This is a genomic window from Streptomyces sp. Da 82-17 (assembly GCF_046098215.1).
Classification (GTDB): Bacteria; Actinomycetota; Actinomycetes; order Streptomycetales; family Streptomycetaceae; genus Streptomyces.
Genome location: NZ_JBJURH010000008.1, coordinates 320,386 through 345,921, shown reverse-complemented (window position 1 = coordinate 345,921; position 25,536 = coordinate 320,386). Strand labels below are relative to the sequence as shown.

Genomic DNA, 25,536 nt, shown 5'->3' with positions numbered 1-25,536 from the left:
TGCCCACCGGTGCCCACCCGTGCCACGGGGAGAACGCTTGACCTTGTCGCAGCGTCAACGTTTCTACTGGAGGGCATGCGGATCGGAGAGCTCGCCGCGCTCGCCGGAGTCACCACTCGGGCCGTGCGGCACTATCACCAGCAGGGGCTGTTGGCGGAGCCGGAGCGGCGGGCCAACGGGTACCGGGAGTACGGGCTGCGGCACGCCGTGGAGCTGGCCCGGATCCGGCGGCTCACCGAGCTGGGGCTCGGCCTGGCCGAGGTCAAGGACGTGCTCGCGGACGACGCCGGGCGTGAACTCGTAGAGGTTCTGGAGGAGTTGGACGGGGACCTGGCGCGGCAGGAGGCGGCGATCCGGGAGCGGCGGGCGCGGCTCGGCGGGCTGCTGGCCCAGGCGCGGGCCGGGGAGCTGCCGCCGGAGGGGCCGGTGTCCGCGGAGCTCGGCCGGCTGTTCGCCGCGCTCGGGCCGACGGACTCGGCGATCGCCGCGAAGGACCGCGAGCACCTGGCCCTCTTCGACTCGCTCGCCGGCCCCACCGGCAGCGGCGAGCTGGTCGCCGCGTTGCGGCCGCTGGCCGAGGACCCGGAGTTCACGGGCCGGATCGAGGCGCTGTACCGGCGGCTCGACGAGCTGGCCGACGCGGCGGCCGACGACCCGCGGATCACCCCGCTGGGCGACGAGCTCGCCGCCGCGATGCCCGAGGAGCTGCTGCGGTTCATGGGCCGGGAGGATCCGGCCGAGTCCTTCGGCGGCGGGTTCGGCGCGGCCTTCCTCGCCGACTTCCCGCCCGCCCAGGCGGCCGTCGTGCGCCGGATGATCGCGGGCCTCGCCGAGCGGGCCCGGCGGCTCGACGGGGGTGGGCGGTCGTGAGCTACGCGCTGTCCCGCCTCGCCCTGCGCGCCCTCCAGTGGGCCGGGCGCCGGGCGCCGCTTCCCGCGCGCCCCCGGTCGGGCGGGGGTGAGCGGACGTGAGTCAGGCCCGAGCCCTCCCGGCCCTCCGCGTCCTCCACGTCGTACGCCGGCTCACCCTGCTCGAACTGCACGGGATGTACAGCCTGTTGCTGTGGATCGCGCGGCGGCGGCACGGCGTACGGGCGGGCGCGCGGGGGTTCGCGTACACCGGGCCGCAGACCGCTCTGCTGTTCGGACTGCTGTTCGTGGCCGTGGTCGAGACGGTCGCGCTGGCCGTGCTGATTCCGTGGCCGGCGGTGCACGCGGCGGTACTGTTCCTCGACGTGTACACGGTGCTGCAGGTGCTCGCGCTGCATGCCGCCTGTGTGACCCGGCCGCATGTCGTCGGCGCGGACGGCTCGCTGCGGATCCGGCACGGGCATCTCCTCGACCTGCGCGTCCCCGCCGCGTCCGTGGCCGGGGTGCGCGTGGAGCGGCGCTATCCCTCGGGCAAGCGGATCCAGGAGCACCCGGACGGCAGCCTCGACCTCCTCGTCGGCTCGCAGACGACGGTGACCGTGGACCTCGCGGCGCCCGTGTCGTTCGTACGGCCGCTGGGGCGGCGGGTGGAGGTGGTGCGGGCCGTGCGGTTCCACGCGGACGATCCGCAGGCCCTCGTAGCCGCGCACAAAACGGCCCTCACGCAGGGGCGAACTGCACCTTCGCCGCTCCCGGGTCGGCCTGGGTGAGGCGGACGCGGAGGCGCTCGCCGAGCGGGAGCGGGGCCGTGCCGCCGGAGACGCGGGCGACGACCGCCGGGTCCTCGAGGTGCACGGTGCCGACGGCGGGTTCGTCCTCGCGTACGTCGATGACGATCGCGTCGAAGAGCTCGCCGACCCGGTCGCGGAGCAGTGCGGCCTCGACGATGTCGACGGACTCGCGCTCCACGGTGTTGGCGCGGCGCGTGCCCTCCGCCATCTCCTTCGGGAGTTCGGGCAGCGCTTCGAGGACCCACTGCGGCGGGTCCTCGTTCGCGACGGCGGCGAGGCAGATCTCCCCCGCGTACCGGTCGACGAGTCGCCGCAGCGGGGCCGTGCAGTGCGTGTACGCGGCGGCGACCGCCGAGTGGATGCGCGGCTCGGGCAGCTCGCCGCCGGTGAACGCCGTGTAGCCCGCGCCGCGCAGCAGCGTCGTGCACTCCTGCAGGAACGCCGCGTGGTTCGGCTCGCGCGGGTCGAGCGCGCGGACGAGGTCGGCGTACGGGACGTGGTGCGGCCAGTCCACGTGCAGGGCGCGGGCGCAGCGGCGGAGGCGGTGGACGGCGCCGTCGGGTGCGGCGGGGAGGGTGCGCAGGATGCCGGTGCCGTGCTCGGTCATGAGGTCGGCGGCGGCGATGCCGGTGAGCAGGGAGATCTGGGCGTTCCAGGCGTCGGCGGGGCGGGGCGCGCGGTAGGCGAGGGCGTAGTGGCCGTCGCGTTCGACGATCTCCTGTTCGGGGACGCCGAGGGAGATCCCGCCGCGTTCCACCTCGCACCGTTCGCGGAGCAGCCCGATGTCGCGGAGCAGGGCGAGGGGTTCTTCGGCGGTGCCGGTGTCGATGGCCTTCTGGACGCCCTCGTAGTCGAGTTTGGCGCGGCTGCGGACGAGGGCGCGGCGTACGTCGACGGCGGTGCTGTGTCCGTCCGCGTCCAGGTCGATCGTCCAGAGCAGGGCCGGCACGTCCCGGTCGGGCAGGAGGCTGGCGGCGCCCTCGGAGAGCAGCGGCGGGTGCAGGGGCACCTTGTCGTCGGGGAAGTACAGGGTGACGGCGCGGGCGTGGGCCTCCCGGTCGAGGGCGCCGCCGGGGGTGACGAACGCGGCGACGTCGGCGATGGCGTACCGCACCCGGTAGCCGCCGCCGTCCCTGCGGGAGAGGTGCATGGCCTGGTCGAGGTCGGTCGACGTGGGCGGGTCGATGGTGAAGAGCGGGATGTCCGTGGCGTCGGCGTCGGGCAGCCGGGGCTCGCGGGCGGCGGCCTCGGCCTCGGCGAGCACCTCGGGCGGGAACTCCTGCGGCACGTCGAGGCTCGCGCGCAGCTCGCGCAGGGCGGCGCGCAGCGGGGGCGCCTCCGCGGTGGGGGGCACGTGCAGATGACGGCGGGGCATGTGTGTGAGCGTATTTCGTCGGCCCCGATTCCTCCCGTTCTGGGCGTTCCGGTTCGCTCCCCGGACGGGGTCCTGGCGTACGGCGTCGGGCCGTTACGCTGCCTCGGGGGCCGCACCCCCGCCTCGTACCACCGCAGAAGGAGAACCCGTCGTGCTCGTGCTCTTGCCTCCGTCCGAGGGAAAGGCCGCCTCCGGGAGGGGCGCGCCGCTGAAGGTGGAGGGGCTGTCGCTGCCGGGCCTGAACGAGGCGCGCGCGGCCGTGCTCGACGAGCTGGTGGAGCTGTGCGCGGGCGACGAGGAGAAGGCGCGCGAGGTGCTCGGCCTGAGCGAGGGGCTGCGCGGCGAGGTCGCGAAGAACGCGGAGCTGCGCACGGCGGGCGCGCGCCCGGCCGGGGAGATCTACACCGGCGTGCTGTACGACGCGCTCGGCCTGACGACCTTGGACGCGGCGGCGAAGCGGCGGGCGGCGAAGTCGCTGCTCGTGTTCTCGGGCCTGTGGGGCGCGGTCCGCGTGACGGACCGGATTCCGTCGTACCGCTGCTCGATGGGCGTGAAGCTGCCGGGGCTCGGCGCCCTGAACGCGTACTGGCGGGGCGTCATGGCGGACGTCCTCCCGGAGGCGGCCGGGCAGGGCCTCGTCCTGGACCTGCGCTCCTCGGCGTACGCGAGCGCGTGGAAGCCGAAGGGCGAGGTCGCGGGGCGTACGGCGACGGTGCGGGTGCTGCACTCGCAGGTGGTCGACGGCGTGGAGAAGCGTTCCGTGGTGAGCCACTTCAACAAGGCGACCAAGGGCCGGATCGTCCGGGACCTGCTGCAGTCCGGCGCGGCGCCCGAGTCCCCGGCGGAGCTGGTCGAGACGCTGCGCGGGCTCGGGTACGCGGTGGAGGCGGAGGCGCCCGCGAAGGCGGGGAAGGCGTGGCAGCTCGATGTGATCGTGACGGAGATCCACTGAGCCCCTGCCGACCGCACCGGCGCCTACGTTGCAGCATGCGCAATGACCTTTGCGCATGCTGCGTACGCCGGGCAGGATGGGGCCATGACTTCGCGCTCTGTCCTTGACCTCGCCCCCGTCGTGCCCGTCGTCGTCGTGCAGGACGCCGCGGACGCGGTGCCGCTCGCCCGGGCCCTGGTGGCGGGCGGACTGCCCGCGATCGAGGTGACGCTGCGCACCCCGGCCGCCCTCGACGCCATCCGCGCGATCGCGGCCGAGGTGCCGGACGCGGTGGTCGGCGCGGGCACCGTGATCTCCCCGGACAACGTGCGGGACGCGGTGGCCGCGGGCGCGCAGTTCCTCGTCAGCCCGGGCTGGACGGAGTCGCTGCTCGACGCGATGAAGGCGTCCGGCGTGCCGTTCCTGCCCGGCGTCTCCACGACGTCCGAGGTCGTGGCGCTGCTCGAACGCGGCGTCGACGAGATGAAGTTCTTCCCCGCGGAGGCCGCCGGCGGCACCGCCTACCTCAAGTCCCTCGCGGGCCCGCTCCCCCAGGCCCGCTTCTGCCCGACCGGCGGCATCACCCCGGCCTCCGCCCCGTCCTACCTGGCGCTGCCCAACGTCGGCTGCGTGGGCGGCAGTTGGATGCTCCCCGGGGACGCGGTCGCCGCCAAGGACTGGGCCCGGGTCGAGCAGCTCGCCCGCGAGGCGGCGGCGGTACGCACCGCCTGACCGCCCGATCAGTTGCGCAGGTGGGACGTCTCGTTGAGGAGCCGCAGCGAGGCGTTGCCGTCCGCGTAGTACGCGATGGCGGAGAGCGAGGCCGCCGACAGCTCCATCCGGAACAGCGCCTCCGGCGGCGCCCCGAGCGCGAGCCGCACCAGCGTCTTCACCGGCGTGACATGCGTGACGAGCAGCACCGTGCGCCCCGCGTACCGCGCGACCAGGCGGTCCCGTGCCTCCTCGACCCGCGCGGTGACCTGCGCGAAGGACTCGCCGCCCGGCGGGGCCGCGTCCGGCGAGGCCAGCCAGGCGTTCAGCTCGTCCGGCCAGCGCTCGCGCGCCTCGCCGAAGGTCAGGCCCTCCCAGGCCCCGAAGTCCGTTTCCCTGAGGCCCTGTTCGACGGTCACGCCGAGGCCGAGGCGGGCCGCGACGACGTCGGCGGTCTCGCGGCAGCGGCGCAGCGGTGAGCTGACGATCTCCTGGATGGTGCCGCGCGCGGCGAGGGCGGCGGCGACCCGCCGGGCCTGTTCGCGCCCGGCGGCCGAGAGCTCCGGGTCGCTGCCGCCGCTTCCGGAGAACCGCTTCTCGGGCGTGAGCGCGGTCTCGCCGTGCCGCAGCAGGACGAGCGTGGCGGGCGGCCCGAGGTCGGGCCCGGCGGAGCGGGCGGCGGGGGGTGCGCCGACGACCGGGCCGGAAGCGGTGGTCGCGTGCGCACCGGAAGCGGTGGTCGTACTCGCGCCGGAATCGGTGGTCGCACCCGCGCCGGGGTCGGTCGCAGCCGCGCCCGCACCCGTGTCCGTACGCGAACTCGCCAGCGCCGCGCGGGCCTTGGCCGCTCCCGCCGTCGCGTCACCGGGCGGGCCCTCGGGCTCCGGCAGGGAAGGGGCGGGCGTCGCGGCCTTGCGGGCGGCGCGCGCGTCCTGCGCGTCGAGCTGGGCCGTCGAACTCGCCGCGTCCCACTGCTCGCCGCGCTTCCCGGCGTCCATCGCCTCGTTGGCGAGCCGGTCCGCGTGCTTGTTCTCCGCGCGCGGGATCCACTCGTACGTGACCCGGTCCGGCGGGAAGATTCCGCGGGCCTCGGCGGCGAGCGGGCGCATGTCGGGGTGCTTGATCTTCCAGCGGCCCGACATCTGCTCGACGACCAGCTTGGAGTCCATCCGGACCGCGACCGAGCCGTCCGGGTCGAGGGCATGGGCGGCCCGCAGCCCGGCCACCAGGCCCTTGTACTCCGCGACGTTGTTCGTCGCCACGCCGATGAACTCGGCCCGCTCGGCGAGCACTTCACCGGTGGCGGCGTCCAGGACGACCGCGCCGTAGCCCGCGGGCCCCGGGTTGCCCCGGGACCCGCCGTCGGCCTCGACCACGAAGTGCATGGACTACAGCCCGGACTCCGACGTACGGACCAGGATGCGGCGGCAGTTCTCGCAGCGCAGGACCGCGTCGGGGGCCGCGGCGCGGACCTCGTTGAGCTCGGTGATGTTGAGCTCCAGGCGGCAGCCCTCGCAGCGGCGCTGGTAGAGGCGGGCCGCGCCGACGCCGCCCTCCTTCTCGCGCAGCTTGTCGTAGAGCTTCAGGAGGTCGGCGGGGACCGAGCCGGCGACGACCTCGCGCTCCTTGGTGACCGTGGCGACCTCGCCGTCGATCTCCTCGAAGGCGGCGTCGCGGCGGGTGGTGGCCGCGTCGATCTTCCCCTGCACGGAGTCGACGCGCTCGGACAGCTCGCCGACCCGCTCCTGCGCGGACTCGCGGCGCTCCATCACCTCGAGGACGACGTCCTCCAGGTCGCCCTGGCGCTTGGCGAGCGAGGCGATCTCGCGCTGCAGGTTCTCCAGGTCCTTGGGGCTGGTGACCGCGCCGGAGTCCAGGCGCTGCTGGTCGCGGACGGCGCGCTGGCGCACCTGGTCCACGTCCTGCTCGGCCTTGGTCTGCTCGCGGGCGCAGTCGCTCTCCTCGGTCTGCGCGGCGACGAGCAGGTCCTTCAGCTGCGTGAGGTCCTTGGTGAGCGACTCGATCTCCGCGTGCTCGGGCAGCGCCTTGCGCTTGTGCGCGAGCTGCTGCAGGCGTACGTCGAGCGCCTGGACGTCGAGAAGGCGGATCTGGTCGGCGGGCGCGGCGTTCAGTTGGGGGCTCCTGCTGTCGTGGGTGGGGTGGCCGCGTGGGCGGTCCAGGGGTCGGTGACCGTACGCGAGACGTGGACCCGAAGGCCCCATCCGTTGCGGTCGGAGATCTCGTCGAGCTGGGCGGCGGCCTGCTCGCACCACGGCCACTCGGTGGCCCAGTGGGCGGCGTCGAACAGCGCGAGCGGCGTCTGCTGGGTGGCCTCGGACGCCGGGTGGTGGCGCAGGTCGGCGGTGAGGAAGCCGTCCACGCCGGCCGCGCGGACCGCGTCGAAGAGGCTGTCGCCCGAGCCGCCGCTCACCGCGACCGTACGGATCACGGCGTCCGGGTCGCCGGCCGCGCGGACGCCCTGCGCGGTGCCGGGCAGCCGCTTGGCGGCGCGGTCCGCGAACTCCCGCACGGTGAGCGGGTGGTCGAGCTCGCAGACCCGGCCGAGACCGCGGCGGCCCGCGGGGTCGGTGGGGTCGGGCACGAGCGGGCCCACGACGCGCAGGTCGAGGGCGCCGGCGAGGGCGTCGGAGACTCCCGGGTCGGCGGTGTCGGCGTTGGTGTGCGCGACGTGCAGGGCCACGTCGTTCTTGATCAGGTCGTGCACGGCCCGGCCCTTGAAGTGCGAGCGGGCGACCGTCGTCGTACCGCGCAGGTAGAGCGGGTGGTGGGTGACGAGGAGGTCGGCGTCCAGGCGGACCGCCTCGTCGACGATCTCCTGGACCGGGTCGACGGCGAACAGCACGCGCGTGACCTCGGCCTGCGGGTCCCCGCAGACGGTGCCGACGGCGTCCCACTGCTCGGCCCGCTCCGGGGGCCACAGTGCGTCCAGGGCGGCGATGACTTCAGACAGACGGGGCACGGGTTCAGGCTACCTGGCCTCGCGTCGTCCGATCACTGGGCGTTGCCCGCGAACGGACGGGGCCCGGGGTACGCGCCCGGGGCCCCGTCCGGTCACATCGCCGGGTACGCGATCACTACTTCGCCAGGTAGCCGTCCAGGTCGTCCAGGACCTCGTCGGCGGCCGTCACGCCGAGGCCCAGGTACCAGGTCTCGTCCGGGACGTTCTTCGCCTGGCCCTTCTTCACCGCGTCGAGCTTCTTCCACAGCGGGTTGCCCTCGGCCTTGGACCGGTCGGTCTTCTTGGCGTCGCCGTAGACGCCGGTGAAGATCCAGTCGGCGTCCGCCTCGTCGATCTTCTCCGGGCTGATCTCCGCCGCGAGGTCGTCGATCTGCTGGTTCTTCGGGCGGTCGACGCCGACGTCCTCGAGGATCGTGCCGATGAACGAGGCCTTCGCGTACAGCCGGATCATGCCCGGCATGTAGCGCAGCATCGTGACGGTCGGCTTCTCACCGCTCTCGTCGATGGCCTCGCCGAGCTTCTCGGCCTTCTCCTCGTACGCGGCAAGCTGCTTCTTCGCCTCGGCCTGCTCGTCGAGGGCGGCGGCGTTGAGGAGGTAGTTCTCCTTCCAGGTGAAGCCCGGGCGGATGGAGAACACGGTCGGGGCGATCTTGGAGAGCTGCGGGTACATCTTCGCGGCGCGCAGCTCGCTGCCCAGGATCAGATCGGGCTTCAGGGCCGCGATCGCCTCCAGGTTGAGGGCGTTGATCGTGCCGACGTCCTTGGGCTTGCCCGCGTCCTTCGCGAGGTAGCCGGGGATGCCGTCGTCGCCCTCGGTGGGCGCGTAGCCGACGGGCTGCACGCCGAGCGAGACCACGTTGTCCAGCTCGCCGACGTCCAGGACGACGACCCGCTTCGGCTTGGCCTTCAGCTCGGTCTTGCCCATGGCGTGCTCGATGGTGCGCGGGAACTCGCCCGGCTTCGCGTCGGTCCCCATCTTCGCGGTGTCCTCGGCGGCCTTCGCGAAGTCCTCGCCGCCCTGGGCCACGGACTTGCTGCCGCTGCCGTCCTTCTTGCCGCTGCCGCCGTCGGCCCCGCCGGAACCGGCGTTGCCGCTGGAACAGGCGGCCAGGGAGAGCGAGGCGGCGACGGCGAGTGCGACGGCTGCGGTGCCGCGGCGACGTATGGACATCAAAGCTCCTGCATGAGGAAGGCCCCGGTGGGGACGGGGAGAGGGGCACTTAGGTTGGCCTTACTTTAGGCCACTTCCCGTTCAGCACAACCACCGCGGTCCGCTCAGGCGAATCCGGACATGGCCACCCTTATGTGTGAAGCGAGGGGCTGCTCGTGCCACGGCAGCGCGTGCGAAAACTAGCTTTTTGCGCCGGAGGTGACAGCTCACTCATGACCACGACGGCCTGCGCCACGAAGACCACGCCCGAAGCCGCATCCGGTACGGGCACCGAAGCCGGGGTCGCACCCGAGGCCGAGCCCGGGCCCGCGGCCGAGGCCGAACCCCTGGCTGAAACCGACCCCGAACCCGAGGCGACGGACAAGACCGAGGCGGCACCCGAACCCGCACCCCGCACCGAATCCGCGCCCGGGACCGAGACCGAACCCCGGACCGAGACCGAGCCCCGCACCGAATCCGAGCCCCTGACCGAGACCGGCACCGAGCCCCGGGCCGAGACCAAGCCTGAAATCGAGCCCGAAACCCAGCCCTCGCCCCGGACCGACCCCACTCCCCGGGCCGAACCGGAGCCCGCGCGTCGCCCCGCTGCCGAAACGGTCCTGCACCAGCAGCCTCCGCCCCGCCCCACGCACCCCCCGTCCCCGCCCGCGTTCACGATCACCGCGGACGGTGCGTACGCCGCGCGTCTCGCCCCGCACCGGGTCGGCGACGGGCAGGACGGCGCCGACGTCTGGCGCCCCGAGCGGTGGACCCTCGACGGCCCCGAGCCGTACGCCGTCCCGCTCCCCCTCGACCAGCCCGAGGAGTACGGCACCGAGGTGCTGCCCATGGCGGACGGGCGCGTCCTCGTGCACCGCACCGTCGCGGAGCGGCAGTCGTTCTCGCTGCTCTACCCGACCGGGCCCGGCACCGGCGAGCACGTCCTGGGCGCCCTGGAATGCCCGGAGTTGAGGCTGCTGCCGCCCTCGCCGAGCGGCTCCTGCGCGTACGCCCTCGCCGTCGGGCCGCGCTCCACGGCGGTGTGGCTGGTCGCGGGCGGGGCGTTCGGGCCGACACGCGTCGCCGACGTGCCGGGCCGCTGCTCGGGCGGGGTGTGGCTGGACCGCACCGGCCGGATGCTCGCCCTCGACCAGGAGCTGGACGGCCGCACCAAGACGGTCTCCGTCGACCTGGAGCGGGGCGGCGAGGTCGCGCCGCTGCTGCAGATCACCGAGGAGAGCGACGACCGGCTGCTGCTCGCCGACGCGGCCAGCGGGCTGATCCTGGTCCGCTCCGACGCCCCCGGCCACGACCGGCTCGGCTGGGGCGTGCTCGGCTCGACGCTGCCCGTCCGCTTCCCGGAGTGCCTGCGGCTCCCGGACTGCACGGTCACGCCGTTCGCGATCCAGCCGGGGCAGGTCCTGATGCCCGAGCACTGCGCGGTCGCCCTGCGCGTCGACGGCCCGGCCGGCACCTGGATCGGGCTGTGGCGGCCGGTCGAGCGGCGCGTCCAGCACATCGCCGCGCCCGAGGGCTGGCTGACCGGCGCCGGCCTGTGGACGCCCGAGGGCGAACTCCGGCTTCCGTACGCGACGCACGCCGTGCCCTGCGGGGTGGCGCGGGTCATGGCGCCCCCGCCGGCCCCCGTGCCCGCGCCCGCCCCCGTCCCGCTGCCCGCCGCGCCCCGGCCGGTGCCGCTGCAACAGGCGCCGCTCCAACAGGCCCTCCTGATGCGCAGGTTCGCCCGCCGCGTGCACCGCATCGAGGCGTGAGACGACGGCGTGAGACAGCGGCGGCAGACTGCGTGAACGGCCGTAGGGAACAAGCGAGTTATCCGTGCAGAATCCGTGCAGACGTCGTACGGAAAGGCCTGTTCAGCGGGGCGCGAGAGGGATACCGACGGGTACGGCAAAGCTCGTGCACGGCGTGGCGGAGACGGCTTCCGAACCGTTACGAAGGCGTGTCTGAACCGGCCCCGCACCGGGCGCTCACGGCCCTTTCAGGAAAGTTAGACTCACCCGGCTGTCCTTTGACGATCTTCTTACGGGGTGACGTTTTTCCCATGACCGAGAACAGCAACGTGCCCACGGAGCAGCAGGCTCCGGACGCCGCGAGCGAGCAGCGCGGGCACGGCAGGCACCGCGGTCCGGTGTCCGTGCAGGACGTCCCGGAGAATGCTCCGGCGCCGCGCGGCCGACACCGCAAGCCGTCCGACGAACGACGCTCGGAGGCGGCGTAACCCGCCCGCCCCGCGCAGCAGTTCAGGCCGCACCCGAAGGGCCGTGTCCGCAAGCCGGACACGGCCCTTCGGCATGCACGACGGCCCGCGCTCAGCCCTTCTTGAGGCCGAGCACCTCGGCCGCCGCGAACGTCTCGCTCGCGGGCCGGTCCGCGTAGTACGGGGAGAGCAGCTCGTCCAGCTCCTCGTACGAGAAGGCCTCCTTGGCCGTGTCGAACTTGGCGGCCACGCGGGGCCGTTCGACGACCGCGACCATGCCGCCGTGCACGACGAGCAGCTGCCCGTTGACGTTCCCGGCCGCAGGACCCGCGAGGTAGCTGACGAGCGGGGCCACATGTTCGGGGGCCAGCGGGTCGAGTTCGTCGCCGGTGGGCTCGTTGAACCCGGCGAAGACGTCCTCGGTCATGCGGGTGCGGGCGCGCGGGCAGATCGCGTTGGCGGTGACGCCGTACTTGCCGAGGGCGAGCGCCGACGACGTGGTGAGGCCGACGATCCCGCCCTTCGCGGCCGCGTAGTTGGGCTGGCCCGCCGAGCCCGCGAGGAACGCCTCGGACGAGGTGTTGACGATCCGGCCGTAGACCGGGCCGCCGGACTCCTTCGCGCGGGCCCGCCAGTGCGCCGCGGCGAAGTGGGTGGTGTTGAAGTGGCCCTTGAGGTGGACGCGGATCACCGAGTCCCACTCGTCCTCGCTCATGGAGAAGATCATCCGGTCGCGCAGGATGCCCGCGTTGTTGACCAGGACGTCGAGCTTCCCGTACGTGCCGACCGCCAACTGCACCAGGGCGCGGGCCTGTTCGTGGTCGGCGACGTCGCCGAGGTGGGCGACCGCCTGGCCGCCCGCGGCGCGGATCTCGGCGGCGACCTCCTCGGCGGGCGCGGCCGACGCCTCCCCCGAGCCGTCCCTTCCGGGCTGCCCGAAGTCGTTGACGACGACGCTCGCGCCGAGCCGGGCCAGCTCCAGGGACTCGGCCCGGCCGAGTCCGCGGCCCGCGCCGGTGACGATCGCGGACAGACCCGCAAGTGGCTGTGACATCAAAGTCCTTCCGCAGTGAGGGAGTTGAACGGCAGGCCGGTGGGGTCAGATCTCGATGCAGGTGCGCAGGGCCTCGCCGCTGCGCATCTGGTCGAGGGCGTCGTTGATCGAGGCGAGCGGCACCCGGTGGGTGATCAGCCCCTCCAGGTCGATCCGCCCGGCCCGCCACAGGGCGATGGCCCGCTCGTACGAGGTGAGGACGTCGCCGCCGCCGTACATGGAGGGGAGGATCCGCTTCTCGTCGAAGAACAGCTCGAACATGTTGACCTGCAGGAAGTCGTCGAGCGCGCCCGCGCCGACCACGCACAGGGTGCCGCCGCGCCGGGTGGTCTCGTACGCGGTGCGGGCGGTGGCGGACTTGCCGACGACCTCGAAGACGTAGTCGAAGCCCTCGCCGCCGGTGATCCGCTGCTTGGCGTCGTCGATCGCGTCCGGCGCGACCGCCTCGGTGGCGCCGAAGCGGAGGGCGGCCTCGCGCCGGGCGGCGACCGGGTCGACGGCGACGATCTGGGCGGCCCCCTTGAGGCGCGCGCCCTGGATCGCGGAGATCCCGACGCCGCCGCAGCCGATCACGGCGACCGACGAACCGGCGCGCACATCGGCGGTGTTGACGGCCGCACCGAGCCCGGTGGTGACGCCGCAGCCGATGAGCGCGGCGATGTCGAAGGGCACGTCGTCCGGGATGGGCACCGCGCACTTGGCGTCGACGACGACCTCCTCGGCGAACGTGCCGGTGCCCGCGAACCCGAAGACGTCCCCGGCGGGCCGCTTGAAGTTGGGCACGCCCGCGTTCATGAACCCGGCGAGACACAGGTGCGTCTGGCCGCGCTTGCAGGCGGGGCACGCACCGCAGGCCGGCAGCCAGCACATCAGGACGCGGTCGCCGGGCTTGACGTGGGTGACGCCGTCGCCGACGTCGAGGATCTCGCCGGCGCCCTCGTGGCCGGGCACGAACGGGCCGGGCTGCGGCAGCACCCCGCTCATCGCGGACAGGTCCGAGTGGCAGAGCCCCGTGGCCCGTACCCGGATCCGCACCTTCCCCGCCCCGAAGCCCACCGCCTCGACGTCGTCGAGGACCTCCAGCTTCTCCTGGCCTATCTCGTGCAGTACGGCTGCGCGCATGCCGCGGCTCCTCTCGTACGCCAACTCGGCCTGTCGGTACGTCGGTTGTGCTCGGCCCGTCCGTCAGCTGTGCTCGACGACCGTGTCCGCGAGGACCGGCGCGTCGTCCCGCTCCGCCGCGCTCACGGCGACCTGCACCCGGCCCTCGCCCTGCCAGATCCGCAGCCGCAGCGTCTCCCCCGGGAACACGACCCCGGCGAACCGCGTCGTGTACGACCGCACCCGCGCGACGTCCCCGCCGAGCACGGTGTCGACGACGGCCTTGAGGGTCATGCCGTACGTGCAGAGCCCGTGCAGGATCGGCTTGTCGAACCCGGCGAGCTTCGCGAACTCCGGGTCGGCGTGCAGCGGGTTCCAGTCGCCGGAGAGCCGGTACAGGAGGGCCTGGTCCTCGCGGATCGCGCGCTCCTCGACCCGGTCGGGCGCGCGGTCCGGCAGGTCGAGCCGCGCCGACGGCCCGCGCTCGCCGCCGAACCCGCCTTCGCCGCGCACGAAGATCTGGGTGTCGCAGGTCCACAGGGGGCCCTCGGCGTCGGCGACGTCGGAGCGCATGACGATCACGGCGGCCTTGCCCTTGTCGTACACCGCGGGGATCGTCGACGTCTGAACGGCCGTGCCGGAGACGGGGATCGGGCGGTGCAGGGTGACGGTCTGGCCGCCGTGCAGGACGTGCGCGAGGTTCACGTCGACGCCGGGCGCGGAGAGTCCGCCGGCCACGGCCATGCCCCCGCCGGCGACGGTCGCGAAGCTGGGCAGCACGTGCAGCTTCGACTCCAGGGTGTAGCGCAGCTCGTCCGGGTCGGTGGCGGGCAGTCCGGCGCCGAGGCCCAGGTGGTAGAGCTGGATGTCCTTGTGGTCCCAGGCGATGTCGGTGCTGCGGGGCTCGGCGGCTACGGCCTTGGCGGCATCAATGGGCATGGGGACACGGCTCCTTGGGGTTCGCGTCGGGGTGCGTGCGGGCGTGCGTGCGCGGGCCGGCTCACCCGGGCCGGCGTGTCCGTACGGGCGAAGACCTCGGTGCGACCGTCCGCACCGTCGGCCGCACCGAGGCCGTTCTCGACCGGCCCCAGCCGCGTCCCCGTACGCCGTTCTAGAACGCGTTCTAGGCCGATGGCCCCATGTATAACGCAGCCCAATGCCGTTGTGAAGACGTTCAGCTGACGCGATGTCAGATTCCGTCCGGATGCCCGAACCACCGCATATCCCTAATCTTGGGACATGAACGAGATGCCCCGGGACCACCGCCCCGCCAGGAGCGTGCGCGTCCTGCTCGCCGAGGACCCGAGCACGACGCACGGCGCGCTCGCCGTGCTGCTCGGCATGGAGCCGGACCTGGCGGTGGTCGCGCAGGTCGGCGCGGGCGACCGGGTGGCGTCCGAAGCACTGGCCGTACGGCCGGACGTGGCGCTGCTCGACGTCGCGCTGCCGGGGCGCGACGGCCTGGAGGCGGCGGCGGAGCTGCGCGCGGAGTGCCCGGACTGCGTGGTGCTCCTGCTCACCACCTCCGCCCGGCCCGGGCTGCTGCACCGCGCCCTCGCGGCGGGCGCGGCGGGGCTGCTCGTCAAGGACGGCCCCGTCGAGGAGCTGGCGGAGGCGGTCAGGCGGGCGCTGCGCGGGGAGACGGTCGTCGACCCGGCGTTCGCCGAGGACAGGGCCCGCGCCGACCGCCGCGAGGAGCCCTCGTCAGGCTGAGGCGTCGGCCGTCCTGCCGCGGCGGTCCGTGCCGCGCGGCATCCACAGGAACATCACGACGACGCCGACGACCAGGAAGACCGAGCTCGTCCGGAACGCCGTCGCGTATCCCTCCGTCAGCGCCTCCGGGGTGCCCGAGCCGTGGGTGGCGGAGGCGGCGACCGTGGACAGGACACTGAGGCCGAGTGCGCCGCCCATGGTGCGGGAGGTGTTGATGAGGCCGGAGACGAGGCCCGCGTCGCCGGGTTCCGCACCGGAGGTGGCGAGGGAGGCGAGCGGGGTGGAGGCGAGGCCCGCGCCGAGCATCATCACGATGCCGGGCAGCATGATCGACGTGATGTACGCGCCGTCCGCGGTCATCGTCGACTGCCAGCCGAAGCCGATCGCCGCGAGCACGATGCCGAGCATCGACACGTTCTTCGCGCCGAGCCGCGGCATCAGGCGCGGGGCGAGCTTGGAGCCGATGACGATGGTCAGCGAGGACGGGATGAGCGCGAGCCCGGCCTTCAGCGGGGTGTAGCCGAGGACGTTCTGCGCGTACAGCGTCATGAAGAACCACATGGCGAACATGGCGCCGCCGCAGATGAACATCGACGCGTTCGCCGCCGACACCGAGCGCACCCGGAACAGCTTCAGCGGCATGAGCGGCACCCGCGTCCGCGCCTCCACGAGCAGGAACACCAGGAGCAGCGAGAGCCCGGCGGCGAGCGGCACGAGCGTCGCCGGCGCCGTCCAGCCCTCGGCCTCGGTCTGCACGATCCCGTACGCCAGGGTGGCGAGGCCGGCGGTGACGAGGACCGCGCCGGGCAGGTCGAGGCGGCGGGCCTGGCCGGAGCGGCTCTCGCTGAGCCAGAGCGCGCCGGCGACCAGGACGAGGGCGCCGATCGGCACGTTGATGAGGAGCACCCAGCGCCAGGACAGCAGGTCGGTGAGGACGCCGCCGACGAGTCCGCCGGCCGCGCCGCCGCCCGCCCCGACCGCGGACCAGGTGCCGATCGCCCGCACGCGCGCGGGCCCCTCCGGCACCGCCGACGTGAGGATGGTGAGCGTCGACGGGGCGAGGATCGCCGCGCCCAGGCCCTGCACGGAGCGGGCGGCGAGCAGGTGCCAGTCGGCCTGGGCGAGGCCGCCCGCGAGGGAGGCGGCGGTGAACAGACCGAGCCCGACGAGGAACATCCGCTTCCGGCCGAAGAGGTCGCCGGCCCGTCCGCCGAGGAGCATGAACCCGGCGAAGGCGATCGAGTAGGCGTTGACCACCCACTGCAGGCCGATCGCGCTCATGCCGAGATCGGCGCGCATCGACGGCAGCGCGGTGTTGACCACGGAGACGTCGAGCACGACGAGGAACTGCCCCGCACAGGCGGCGAGCATGACCGCCCAGAGGGGCGCGGGCTTACGGGTGCGGGGAGCTATGTACGTCTCGGAGGGGGTCTGGACCATGCCCGCCATGGTCTCAGGAGGCGGGCTCCGCTTGCATCGGGGCGTGGGCGTACCCGGCCTCGGTCGCGGGGCCTAGGCCGTCTCCGTCGGTTGCCGCTCGGGGCTTCTTCGGCTCCCGCCAGGGCTTCTTCGGGTTCCCGCTCGGGGCTTCTTCGGTTGCCACTCGGGGCCGCTTGGTATACATGGCGGGGGAAAGTAAAGCGGAAGAGGGTCCTCCGGTTGTTCGGTGTTCACGTTCCGTTCCGCCGGTCTCCGCAGCCTCGACGGCATGAACAAGCGCCTTCTCTCCCTCGCTCTCGCCGGTGCCGTCGCCCTCGGCGCCGCCGCTCCCGCCACCGCCGCCCCGGCCCTCGCCCCCGCCACGGCCCAGGCCGGCCAGGAGGCCGGCGCGGACTCCGCCCGCCTCGACGGCGCGTCCAACTTCCGTGACCTGTCCGGCGAGGTTCCCGGCATCAACTCAGGGGTCCTGTACCGCTCCAACAAGCTGAACAAGCTCTCCGACGCCGACCTGCGGAAGCTGACCGAACTCGGCGTGAGAACCGACGTCGACCTGCGCACCCTCTCCGAGCGCACCCAGGAGCCCGACCGGCTGCCGGAGGGCGTGCGGTACGAGGTCGCCGACGTGCTGGTGACGCCCGTGACCTCCGAGCCGCCGGCCTCCGCGGACGCCGCCGAGGCCTGGATGATCGAGACGTACCGCGACTTCATCCGCAAGGACTCCGCGAACGCCGCCTACCGCAAGCTGTTCCTGGAGGCCGCGAAGTCCGGCGACGGAAACGCTCTCGTATACCACTGCACCGCGGGCAAGGACCGTACCGGCTGGGGCAGCGCGATCCTGCTGCTCGCCGCCGGTGTGTCCAAGGACGCGGTGGAGCGCGACTACCTCGCGAGCAACGACCGCCTGGCCGAGGACAACGCCAAGATCCTGGCCCCGCTCCCCGCCGACCAGCAGGAGGCCCTCAAGCCGATCCTGGACGTCCGCCCGCAGTACCTCGCGGCGGCCTTCGACGAGATGAACAAGAAGTACGGCTCCTTCGACGCGTATCTGCACGAGGGCCTGAAGCTCACGGACGCCGACATCGACCGGCTGAAGAGCGCCCTCCGCGGCTGACGCGACGCACCCGCCCCCGCACCGGGCCCGGTGGCACCGTCCACGTCACCGGGCCCGCCCCCTCACTTCCGCAGCAGCGTCACCACGGCGGCCCCGCCGAGCCCGATGTTGTGCGCGAGCCCCACCCGCGCGTCCGGCACCTGCCGTTCCCCCGCCGTGCCCCGCAACTGCCAGGTCAGCTCGGCGACTTGGGCGAGGCCGGTCGCGCCCAGCGGGTGCCCCTTCGAGATCAGCCCGCCGGACGGGTTGACCACCCAGCGCCCGCCGTACGTGGTCGCCCCGGACTCGACGAGCTTCCCGGACTCCCCGTCAGCGCACAGGCCGAGCGCCTCGTAGGTGAGGAGTTCGTTGATCGAGAAGCAGTCGTGCAGCTCGATCACGTCGACGTCCTCGATGCCGAGCCCGGACTCCTCGTACACCTGCCGGGCCGCGGCCCGCGACATGGGTTTGCCGACGACGTCGATGCAGGAACCCGAGTCGAAGGACGCCGCGGTGTCGGTCGTCATGGCCTGCGCGACGATCTCCACCGCCCGGTCCGCCAGGCCGTGTCGCTCCACGAACCGCTCCGAGACGACGACGGCCGCCGCCGCCCCGTCCGAGGTCGGCGAGCACTGCAGCTTGGTCAGCGGCCGGTGGATGGTCTTGGCGGCGAGCACCTCCTCGACCGAGTACACGACCTGGAACTGGGCGTACGGATTGTGCGCCGAGTGCCGGTGGTTCTTCGCGCCGACCGCCGCGAGCTGGGCCTGCGTGGTCCCGTACAGCTCCATGTGCTCGCGGGCCGCGTCGCCGAAGATCTGGGCGGTGGGCGGGGTCATCTCGAAGCCGTGCCGGGCGGCCATGATCCCGTAGTGCCGCGCGACGGGCGAGGTCTTGAAGTCCCCGCCGTCAGAGCCGCCCCCCAACGCCCCGCGCGTCATCTTCTCGAAGCCGAGGGCGAGCACGCAGTCGTTGAGGCCCCCGGCGACGAACTGCCGGGCCATCATCAGGGCCGTCGACGCGGTCGCGCAGTTGTTGTTGACGTTGTAGACGGGCACACCGCTGAGCCCCAGTTCGTACGCGGCGCGCTGCCCGGCCGTCGACGCCTGGAAGCAGTAGCCGACGGGCACCTGCTCGACCTGCTCGTACGAAATCCCCGCGTCCGCAAGGGCGTTGGTCCCGGCCTCCCTGGCCATGTCCCAGTACTGCCAGTCGCGGGTCTCGGGCTTCTCGAACCTGGTCATGCCGACACCGACGATGTACGTCTTCACAGCGAAGCCTTCCGTGGAGTGCGGTCAGATGAGGGGGCGCGGCTCGGGATCGCGGGGCAGGCCGAGGAGCCGTTCCGCGACGACGTTCAGCTGGACCTGGGTGGTGCCGCCGGCGATGGTCAGGCAGCGGGACATCAGGAATCCGTGGACGGCCCGCTCCCCCGCGCCCTCGCGCACCGCGCCCGCGGGGCCGAGCAGTTCGAGGGCGAGCTCGGCGACCTTCTGCTGGTGCGGGGTCTGCACGAGTTTCCTGATGGACGCCCCGGCCCCCGGCTCGGCCCCGGCGACCTGCCGCATGGTGGTCCGCAGCCCGATGCAGGCCAGGGCGTGCGCCTCGGCGGCGAGTGCGCCGATCCGGACGCGGCAGGCGCCGTCGAGGTCCGCGGCGCGGGCGACGAGCGCTTCGAGGCCGGTGTCGAACGTCAACTGGTCGGCCATGTGGACGCGTTCGTTGCCGAGGGTGTCGCGGGCGACCCGCCAGCCGTCGTTCACCTCGCCCACGACGGCGTCGGCGGGCAGCACCACGTCGTCGAAGTACACCTCGTTGAAGAGGGAGTCGCCGGTGATCTCCTTCAGCGGCCGTACGTCGATCCCGGGCGTGTTCTTCATGTCGACGAGGAAGTACGTGAGCCCCTTGTGCTTGGGCGCCTCCGGGTCGGTGCGGGCGAGCAGGATCCCGAAGTGCGCCCACTGCGCGGCGCTCGTCCACACCTTCTGCCCGTTGACCCGCCAGCGCCCGTCGTCGAGCCGCTCGGCGCGGGTGCGCAGCGCCGCGAGGTCGGACCCGGCCTCGGGTTCGGAGAACAGCTGGCACCAGAGCACGTCCCCGCGCAGCGTCGGCCCGAGGTGGGTCTCCTGCTGCTCCGGCGTGCCGTACGCGAGGAGCGACGGCACGACCCAGGTGGCGATCCCCAGGTCGCTCACCTTCACCCCCACGGCCCTCAACTCCTCCTGCACGACGAGCTGTTGGACGGGCCCGGCGCCGAGCCCGTACGGGGCCGGGAGGTGCGGGGCGGCGTATCCGGTGGGGGCGAGGGCGCGGCGGGCGGCCTTGGGGTCGAGCCCGCGCGCCCCCTCGATCGCCTCGCGCGCACCCCGGCGGTACGTGTCCGCCTCGGCGGGCAGGTCGAGCCGCAGCTCCCTGCGCGTCCCGGCCTCGGCGAACCGCACGGCACGCGCGCGGTGGCCGTCCCCGGCGCCGAGCAACTGCCGGGCGACCAGGGCGCGGCGGAGGTGGAGGTGCGCGTCGTGCTCCCAGGTGAAGCCGATGCCGCCGAGGATCTGGACGCAGTCCTTGGCGCAGCTGTGCGCGGCGTCGAGGGCGGTGGCGGCGGCGAGGGCGGCGACGAGTCCGCGGACGTCGGAGGGTTCGTCCGCCGCACGGGCCGCGTCCCAGGCGAGGGCGCGGGCCTGCTCGACGCGGACGAGCATGTCGGCGCAGAGGTGCTTGACGCCCTGGAACTGTCCGATGGGCCGCCCGAACTGCTCGCGGACCTTGGCGTGTTCGGCCGCGAGGTGCAGCGCCCGGTCGGCGGTGCCGCAGGCGTCGGCCGCGTACAGGACGGCGGTGAGGTCGCGTACGAGCGCGGTGTCGAGCCCGTGCAGGACGCGCGCGCCGGGCACGTGCGCCTGCGCGGCGGTGACCTCGGCGGTGGGCCGGGTCGGGTCGGCGCTCTCGTGCCCGCGCACGGTGAGGGCCTCGGCGTCGACGGCGACCCAGACGAGGCCGGCCGCGGACTCGGCGGCGAGCAGCAGCAGATCGGCCTCGCCGCCGGAGAGCACGGGCGGCGCGGTTCCGTCGAGCAGGTACCCGTCGCCGTCCGCCACCGCGGTCAGCGTGCCGGCGCCCGGTGCGGCGGCGCCGATCCGCTGCCCAGCGGCCAGTTGCCGGGCCAACTCCCGCTGCCCGGACCGGTGCAGGGCGGTGACGGTCAGGGCGTTGGCGAGGTACGGGCCGGGGAGCAGTCCCCGCGCGGCCTCTTCGAGGACGACGGCGAGGTCGACGAGGTCGCCGCCGCCTCCCCCGTACTCCTCGGGCAGATGCGGTGCGAGCAGGCCCTGCTCGGCGAGGCCGTCCCAGTACGCGGGCCGGGTCGCTTTCCCGCTCGGCGCGTCGAGCAGCTTGCGCGTCTCCTCGGGCGGTACGGCGCGGGCCACCCAGCCGCGTACCGCATCGGCCAACTCCCGTTGCTCTTCCGTGATTCCGATGCTTCCGGTGCGTCCGATCCCCATGCGGGGCACACTAGAACACGTTTCAATCTGACGGAAGGTCAGAAACAGTCCGGAGAGCTCGCGACGCGCGCGGCGAAGTCGAGCAGCGGAACGGCCGTCCGCGCCGGGTCCTCCACGATCGGCGAGTGCCCGAGCCCCGGCAGCAGGACGACGCGCGCCCCCGGTACCGCCTCGTACTCGGCGGCCGATGCGGACCGCCACCGCCGGTCGTCCTCCCCGAAGACGACCAGCAGCGGCTTGCCCACGGCCACCAGCCGCTCGGGCAGCGCACGCTCGACGAGATGGTCGGTGGCCGCCTGCTGGATGCCGACGAACGACGCGTACGTCATGCCGCGCACGTCGTCCACCATCGCCTGCGGGATCTCGAAGCCGGGGCGGCTGAAGGCGGGCGCCATCGCGTGCCGGATCTGCTCGTCGGTCAGCGTCGCCCACTCCTCGGGCCCGATCGGGATGTCCTCGCCGCCGATGAACGCCTCCATCCGGGGCCCGGAGTTGACGAGCACGAGCCCGTCGACGAGTCCCGGCCGCTGCTCGGCGAGCGCGGTGGCGACGTAGCCGCCGGTGGAGTGCCAGACGACGACGGCCCGCTCGACGCAGAGCCGGTCGAGCACGGCGGCGGCCCGACGGCCGTGGGCGGAGATCTCGTGCTTCCCGTCCTCGGGCTCGGCGGACTCCCCGTGCCCGGGCAGGTCGAGACGTACGACGTGATGGGCGCCGGTGAGGTACGGGACCAGCGCGTCCCAGGACCGGGTGGAGGCGGCGGAGCCGTGGAGGAGCAGCAGGACGGGAGCGCCGCGGGGACCGTCCCGACGGACGTGAAGACCGCGGATGTCGGTGGTGGTGGTCGCCATGGGGCCACGGTGCCGCACGGGCGGGGGCGGCGGATTGTACGAATGTTCCGGCGGCGCCTGCTCCGTACCCTGGAAGGCATGCGGTCCACCGGCAGCGGGCGGCGACGGCCCGGCACCGTCATGTGGGACACCACGCGCCCCCTGCGGCCGAGCGCGGTCGCGGGCGTGGCGATGGCCGGTTTCCGCGACCGGAACCTCGCGCCGTCCGGCCACCGCATGATCCCGCACCCGGCGCTCACCCTGGCCCTGGACTTCGGCGAACGCCCGCCCCTGCTCGACGACACGGCGGGCCACCGGCACCAGGGCAGCCTGGTCGCGGGCCTCGGCTTCGGGGCGGGGCGGGTACGGGGCGAGCGCATCGCCTGCGTACAGGTGCGGCTCTCCCCGCTGGTCGCGGGCGCGGTCCTCGGCGCCGGCCCGGCCGAGCTCGACGGGGCCGTGGTGCGCCTGGCCGACCTGTGGGGCGAGCGGGCGGCGGCACGACTCGGCGAGCGGCTGGCCGCCACGGACTCCTGGGAGGCCCGATTCGCCCTGGTGGAGGCGGAGTTGGGCCGCCGGTCGGCGTCCGGGACGCGGGCCGACCCGCAGGTGGCGTGGGCGTGGTCCCGCATCCGCGCGTCCGGCGGCGCGGTACGGGTGGACTCGCTCGCGGCCGAACTCGGCTGGAGCCGGCGCCGCCTGTGGACCCGCTTCCGCGCGCAGATCGGCCTGCCGCCGAAGCAGGCGGCCCGCCTGATCCGCTTCGACGCCGCCGCCCACCGGCTGGCCTCGGGCCACCCCCCGGCCGAGGTCGCGGCCGACACGGGCTACACGGACCAGTCCCACCTGCACCGCGAGGTGGCGTCCTTCACGGGTACGACGCCGGGGGCGGTGGCGGCGGAGCCGTTCCTGGCGGTGGACGACGTGACGTGGGCCGGTCGGTAGCCGACCCGACGGCCTCGCCCCCCGCACGCCTCGGAGGCCTCGTTCATCGCACGGCCATCTGTGCACAACCCTTCGTACGCCCCGTGAGTCACACCCCCGGAGGCGCACGCTCCGCAGGAGCGGACGCCTCCGCAGAACGGCACGCCGACCCCCGGGCCGGCCGCCCAATTCCCCCTACGACTACGGGAGTTCCTTCGTGCGCGTACGCACCCTCGCCGCCACCGCCGCCGTGGCGGCGCTCACCGCCACCGGGCTGACCCTGCCGCTGGCCGGGAGCGCCGCGGCCGTGGAGACGCCGCGGTTCGACTTCAACGGCGACGGATACGCGGACATCGCGGTCGGCATCCCGAACGCCACGGTCGACGGCAAGGCGAAGGCCGGCTACGTCAGCGTGATCTTCGGCGGCCCGCAGAGCCCGAGCCAGTCGACGGGCGTCATCAGCCAGGCCGACGCCGGCATACCCGGCACTCCCGAAGCCGGCGACCGGTTCGGCTCGTCCGTGGCGCCCGTCGACGTGGACGGGGACGGCGTGCACGAGCTGGTCGTCGGCGCGAGCGGCGAGTCCCTCACCGCCGACCAGCTGAAGGACGAGGGCACCATCACCGTCCTCGACGGCTGGGGCCCCGGCGCCCAGGGCACGACCGTGGCCCGGGGCACCTCCGAGTTCAGCGGCATCGGCCGCACCCTCGCCACCGGCGACTACGACGGCGACGGCGACACCGACCTCGCGTACGGCGAGAACGGCGAGGAGGGCGGCGCGCTCAAGTTCCGCCCGGGCCCCCTCACCGCCGACCCGGTCACGCCCACCACGCTGCGCGGCTACGGCATGGGCGGCAACACCCGCGCCCTGACCACCGGCGACTTCGACGGCGACGGCCGGGACGACCTCGCCGCCACCTGGCAGGCCACGGAGGACTCCGGCACGTTCATCACCCGCTGGGACGCCCAGGGCGCGCCCGCGCAGTGGTGGGCGGGCTCGGACCGCGGCAGCGCGCTCGCCGCCGCCGACTTCGACTCGGACGGCACGGACGACCTGGCGGTCGGCCTCGTCCAGCCCAACCCCGAGGCGGAGGGCACGCCTTGCGAGGACCGGCTCGGCGGGGCGGTGCTGCTGCTCAAGGGCTCCAAGACGTCCGGCTTCGGCGGGGAGACCCAGTGCGTCACGCAGTCCAGCGCCGAGGTCGGCGGGGCCGCGGAGGAGGGCGACGACTTCGGCGCCGCGCTCGCCGCGGGCGACCTGAACGCCGACGGCCACCCGGAGCTGGTGGTCGGCGTGCCCGGCGAGGACGTCGGCACGGTCCGCGACGCGGGCGGGTACGTCACCCTGAACGGCACGGTCAACGGCCTCCACGGCGGCCTGGCCCGCAGCCAGAGCACCGCGAACATGCCGGGCACGGCCGAGGCGGGCGACCGGTTCGGCGCGCAGGTGGCGGTCGGCGACCACAACCGCGACGGCCTCCGCGACACGGCGATCAGCGCCCCCGGCGAGAACGCGGGCGAACCCCGCTCGGGCGGCGTCTGGTTCGCCCCGACCAGCACGACGGAAACGTACCCCCAGGGCAAGTCCCTGACCCCCTTCGGCTTCGCCCTCCCGAACGGCACGCTGGGGTACGGGGAGGTACTGGGCGGCTAGGCGCGGTCGAGCCGCACCACCTGCTCACTCGGAGACGTGCAGCACCGTGTCCTCCGCGAGCCCGTGCTCGCGGAGGAACGCCGCCAGCACGTCCCGGGGGCTGCCCCGGCCGATCGCCGTGAGGATGTAGCCGGGGTGCGGGGCGTTCTCGACCTCCCGCACGAGCGCCGCCAGGGTGCCGTCCCGCAGCGCGAAGGGGAACGTGAGCCAGGGGCCCAGATCGTCGGCGGTGATGTCGGGCTCGCCCCAGCGGGACGCGAGGACCTCCGTGGTCACGTCGAGCTGGGCCACATACTTCTGCGGGCTGCCGCAAAATCGGACCACCGGGATCCGTTCCATCGTGCTCCCCATCTCGCGTCTCAAACTCAGCGGAGATAATGGTCGCCCCGACCTCTGTCTCGGCTATGTCCGAAGCAACTGGCCGCGGCGTTTATGGGTGGCCATCGAAGCTCGCGTCGACGCGCCGATCAGCCAGGAGGTCAGCACTCTCAGCCACGCCTCTCACTCCGCCATCACGCCAGCCCTTCCGTTGAAGCCGCCTGATCCTGACCCTCTGTGAGCTTCCGTGGACCCCTTCCACGTCCTGCGCATGCTCACTTCCAGGCAGCTGACGACCGTCAGCGACACCGCGAAACATGCCCTTACAGAAATGGCCACGAGCGTCCCCCCGACACATACCACAGGGCCCCACGGCCTAGTTCGAGCGCGAGGCGAATGCGTGCGACAATCAACGCTTCACTTAGGCACTGCGACTTTGCCGCCTACCCACTCGGAATCCGTCACCCACCGGCCCCCATGATCCGAGCTTTGGCTCCCACAGCATCGAGCATCCGGTCCAAATCAGCGTTGGCTGTGACACAGAAGTCCGGGTCCGCCTCCATGATCCGGTCCAGTGCCTCAGGGAACCCTCTCCTGCCAAGCTTCGACGCCTCTTCCATTAGTCGACTCGGGGCCAACAGCCAGTTCCTGCCCGAGGTATCGAAGTCCCACGAGACGTCAGTCTGCACATCATCGAAGATCCCTCGCAGCAGGGCCTCCAGCCCATCCACAGGCTTTTGGTAGCGCCATGAGACATACGGAACCTGCGGATAGCCGTACGTCGTATGCTCCGGCAGCGCGAACTTGTACCAGCCGAGCTCCCCGAACTCTCCCAGATTCCGCCGGACACGATCACCGCGAGCAGACACAATAATCCTTTCCCA

Annotated in this window: 23 protein-coding genes and 1 pseudogene; 10 read left to right on the top strand and 14 right to left on the bottom strand. The window is 73.4% G+C overall.

The annotated features are described in order from the left end of the window. Positions 1–75: 75 nt before the first annotated feature. Positions 76–870, top strand: coding sequence for a MerR family transcriptional regulator (locus tag ACIDOF_RS17055; RefSeq protein WP_409006718.1), 795 nt, complete (start codon positions 76–78; stop codon positions 868–870). A 97-nt stretch (positions 871–967) separates the two neighbouring features. Further along, a complete protein-coding gene (locus tag ACIDOF_RS17050; RefSeq protein WP_409006717.1) occupies positions 968–1,639 on the top strand; it encodes a hypothetical protein in 672 nt (223 codons plus the stop codon). Here ACIDOF_RS17050 and ACIDOF_RS17045 read toward each other — a convergent pair. Beyond that, a complete protein-coding gene (locus tag ACIDOF_RS17045) occupies positions 1,590–3,035 on the bottom strand; it encodes an RNB domain-containing ribonuclease (RefSeq protein ID WP_409006716.1) in 1,446 nt (481 codons plus the stop codon). The genes ACIDOF_RS17050 and ACIDOF_RS17045 overlap by 50 nt on opposite strands. A 151-nt stretch (positions 3,036–3,186) precedes the next feature. Between ACIDOF_RS17045 and yaaA the strand changes: the two genes are divergently transcribed. Together yaaA and eda are read left to right on the top strand one after the other, a co-directional pair. Continuing rightward, positions 3,187–3,987, top strand: a complete 801-nt coding sequence (gene yaaA, locus ACIDOF_RS17040) for a peroxide stress protein YaaA (protein ID WP_409006715.1) — start codon at positions 3,187–3,189, stop codon at positions 3,985–3,987. 84 nt (positions 3,988–4,071) lie between these two features. Continuing rightward, positions 4,072–4,698 carry a bifunctional 4-hydroxy-2-oxoglutarate aldolase/2-dehydro-3-deoxy-phosphogluconate aldolase gene (gene eda / locus ACIDOF_RS17035; RefSeq protein WP_409006714.1) on the top strand — a complete coding sequence of 209 codons (627 nt, stop codon included), beginning with the start codon at positions 4,072–4,074 and terminating at the stop codon, positions 4,696–4,698. Positions 4,699–4,706: 8 nt separating this feature from the next. Here eda and ACIDOF_RS17030 read toward each other — a convergent pair whose 3' ends face one another. From ACIDOF_RS17030 to ACIDOF_RS17015, 4 genes are all read right to left on the bottom strand, one after another. Beyond that, on the bottom strand, positions 4,707–6,062 hold the full coding sequence (locus ACIDOF_RS17030; protein WP_409006713.1) for a bifunctional RNase H/acid phosphatase: 1,356 nt from the start codon (positions 6,060–6,062) through the stop codon (positions 4,707–4,709). Positions 6,063–6,065: 3 nt separating this feature from the next. Beyond that, positions 6,066–6,809: a zinc ribbon domain-containing protein gene (locus ACIDOF_RS17025; protein WP_409006756.1), complete on the bottom strand. Its 744-nt coding sequence runs from the start codon at positions 6,807–6,809 to the stop codon at positions 6,066–6,068. Further along, the gene (locus ACIDOF_RS17020; protein ID WP_409006712.1) at positions 6,806–7,657 is read right to left on the bottom strand and encodes a Nif3-like dinuclear metal center hexameric protein; all 852 of its coding nucleotides are present in this window, start codon (positions 7,655–7,657) and stop codon (positions 6,806–6,808) included. Before ACIDOF_RS17020 ends, ACIDOF_RS17025 begins: the two co-directional genes overlap by 4 nt. Before the next feature lie 115 nt (positions 7,658–7,772). After that, positions 7,773–8,828 carry an ABC transporter substrate-binding protein gene (locus ACIDOF_RS17015; protein ID WP_409006711.1) on the bottom strand — a complete coding sequence of 352 codons (1,056 nt, stop codon included), beginning with the start codon at positions 8,826–8,828 and terminating at the stop codon, positions 7,773–7,775. A gap of 599 nt (positions 8,829–9,427) precedes the next feature. Here ACIDOF_RS17015 and ACIDOF_RS17010 point away from each other — a divergent pair. After that, positions 9,428–10,579 carry a hypothetical protein gene (locus ACIDOF_RS17010; RefSeq protein ID WP_409006755.1) on the top strand — a complete coding sequence of 384 codons (1,152 nt, stop codon included), beginning with the start codon at positions 9,428–9,430 and terminating at the stop codon, positions 10,577–10,579. A gap of 290 nt (positions 10,580–10,869) precedes the next feature. Then, a complete protein-coding gene (locus tag ACIDOF_RS17005; RefSeq protein ID WP_409006710.1) occupies positions 10,870–11,046 on the top strand; it encodes a hypothetical protein in 177 nt (58 codons plus the stop codon). A gap of 91 nt (positions 11,047–11,137) precedes the next feature. Here the strand turns inward: ACIDOF_RS17005 and ACIDOF_RS17000 are convergent, their stop codons facing one another. From ACIDOF_RS17000 to ACIDOF_RS16990, 3 genes are all read right to left on the bottom strand, one after another. Further along, a complete protein-coding gene (locus ACIDOF_RS17000; protein WP_409006709.1) occupies positions 11,138–12,079 on the bottom strand; it encodes a 3-oxoacyl-ACP reductase in 942 nt (313 codons plus the stop codon). A 45-nt stretch (positions 12,080–12,124) separates the two neighbouring features. After that, positions 12,125–13,201 carry a Zn-dependent alcohol dehydrogenase gene (locus tag ACIDOF_RS16995; protein ID WP_409006708.1) on the bottom strand — a complete coding sequence of 359 codons (1,077 nt, stop codon included), beginning with the start codon at positions 13,199–13,201 and terminating at the stop codon, positions 12,125–12,127. 63 nt (positions 13,202–13,264) lie between these two features. Further along, positions 13,265–14,119: a MaoC/PaaZ C-terminal domain-containing protein gene (locus ACIDOF_RS16990; RefSeq protein WP_409006707.1), complete on the bottom strand. Its 855-nt coding sequence runs from the start codon at positions 14,117–14,119 to the stop codon at positions 13,265–13,267. 300 nt (positions 14,120–14,419) lie between these two features. On the opposite strand from ACIDOF_RS16990, the pseudogene ACIDOF_RS16985 reads away from it, so the two are divergent. Continuing rightward, positions 14,420–14,845 (top strand): annotated as a pseudogene (locus ACIDOF_RS16985) (response regulator); the annotation flags it as partial. A 39-nt stretch (positions 14,846–14,884) separates the two neighbouring features. Here the strand turns inward: ACIDOF_RS16985 and ACIDOF_RS16980 are convergent. Then, positions 14,885–16,333 carry an MFS transporter gene (locus ACIDOF_RS16980; protein ID WP_409006706.1) on the bottom strand — a complete coding sequence of 483 codons (1,449 nt, stop codon included), beginning with the start codon at positions 16,331–16,333 and terminating at the stop codon, positions 14,885–14,887. A gap of 268 nt (positions 16,334–16,601) precedes the next feature. Here ACIDOF_RS16980 and ACIDOF_RS16975 point away from each other — a divergent pair, with 268 nt between their 5' ends. Continuing rightward, positions 16,602–17,444: a tyrosine-protein phosphatase gene (locus tag ACIDOF_RS16975; protein WP_409006705.1), complete on the top strand. Its 843-nt coding sequence runs from the start codon at positions 16,602–16,604 to the stop codon at positions 17,442–17,444. Between the two features lie 62 nt (positions 17,445–17,506). Here ACIDOF_RS16975 and ACIDOF_RS16970 read toward each other — a convergent pair whose 3' ends face one another. Genes ACIDOF_RS16970 through ACIDOF_RS16960 form a run of 3 tightly spaced genes read right to left on the bottom strand, consistent with a single transcriptional unit; the run spans position 17,507 to position 21,777 of the window. Beyond that, positions 17,507–18,694 (bottom strand): lipid-transfer protein, encoded by a 1,188-nt coding sequence (locus ACIDOF_RS16970; protein WP_409006704.1) that lies wholly within the window; start codon positions 18,692–18,694, stop codon positions 17,507–17,509. 24 nt (positions 18,695–18,718) lie between these two features. Next, positions 18,719–20,926, bottom strand: a complete 2,208-nt coding sequence (locus tag ACIDOF_RS16965) for an acyl-CoA dehydrogenase (RefSeq protein WP_409006703.1) — start codon at positions 20,924–20,926, stop codon at positions 18,719–18,721. Between the two features lie 38 nt (positions 20,927–20,964). Further along, positions 20,965–21,777 carry an alpha/beta fold hydrolase gene (locus tag ACIDOF_RS16960; protein ID WP_409006702.1) on the bottom strand — a complete coding sequence of 271 codons (813 nt, stop codon included), beginning with the start codon at positions 21,775–21,777 and terminating at the stop codon, positions 20,965–20,967. A gap of 78 nt (positions 21,778–21,855) precedes the next feature. Here ACIDOF_RS16960 and ACIDOF_RS16955 point away from each other — a divergent pair, with 78 nt between their 5' ends. After that, the gene (locus tag ACIDOF_RS16955; protein WP_409006701.1) at positions 21,856–22,701 is read left to right on the top strand and encodes a helix-turn-helix domain-containing protein; all 846 of its coding nucleotides are present in this window, start codon (positions 21,856–21,858) and stop codon (positions 22,699–22,701) included. 196 nt (positions 22,702–22,897) lie between these two features. Next, positions 22,898–24,334 (top strand): FG-GAP repeat protein, encoded by a 1,437-nt coding sequence (locus ACIDOF_RS16950; protein ID WP_409006700.1) that lies wholly within the window; start codon positions 22,898–22,900, stop codon positions 24,332–24,334. A 24-nt stretch (positions 24,335–24,358) separates the two neighbouring features. Here ACIDOF_RS16950 and ACIDOF_RS16945 read toward each other — a convergent pair whose 3' ends face one another. Then, a complete protein-coding gene (locus ACIDOF_RS16945) occupies positions 24,359–24,673 on the bottom strand; it encodes a hypothetical protein (protein WP_409006699.1) in 315 nt (104 codons plus the stop codon). A gap of 440 nt (positions 24,674–25,113) precedes the next feature. After that, entirely contained in the window at positions 25,114–25,521 is a 408-nt protein-coding gene (locus ACIDOF_RS16940; RefSeq protein ID WP_409006698.1) for a hypothetical protein, read from the bottom strand. Between the last annotated feature and the right edge of the window lie 15 nt (positions 25,522–25,536).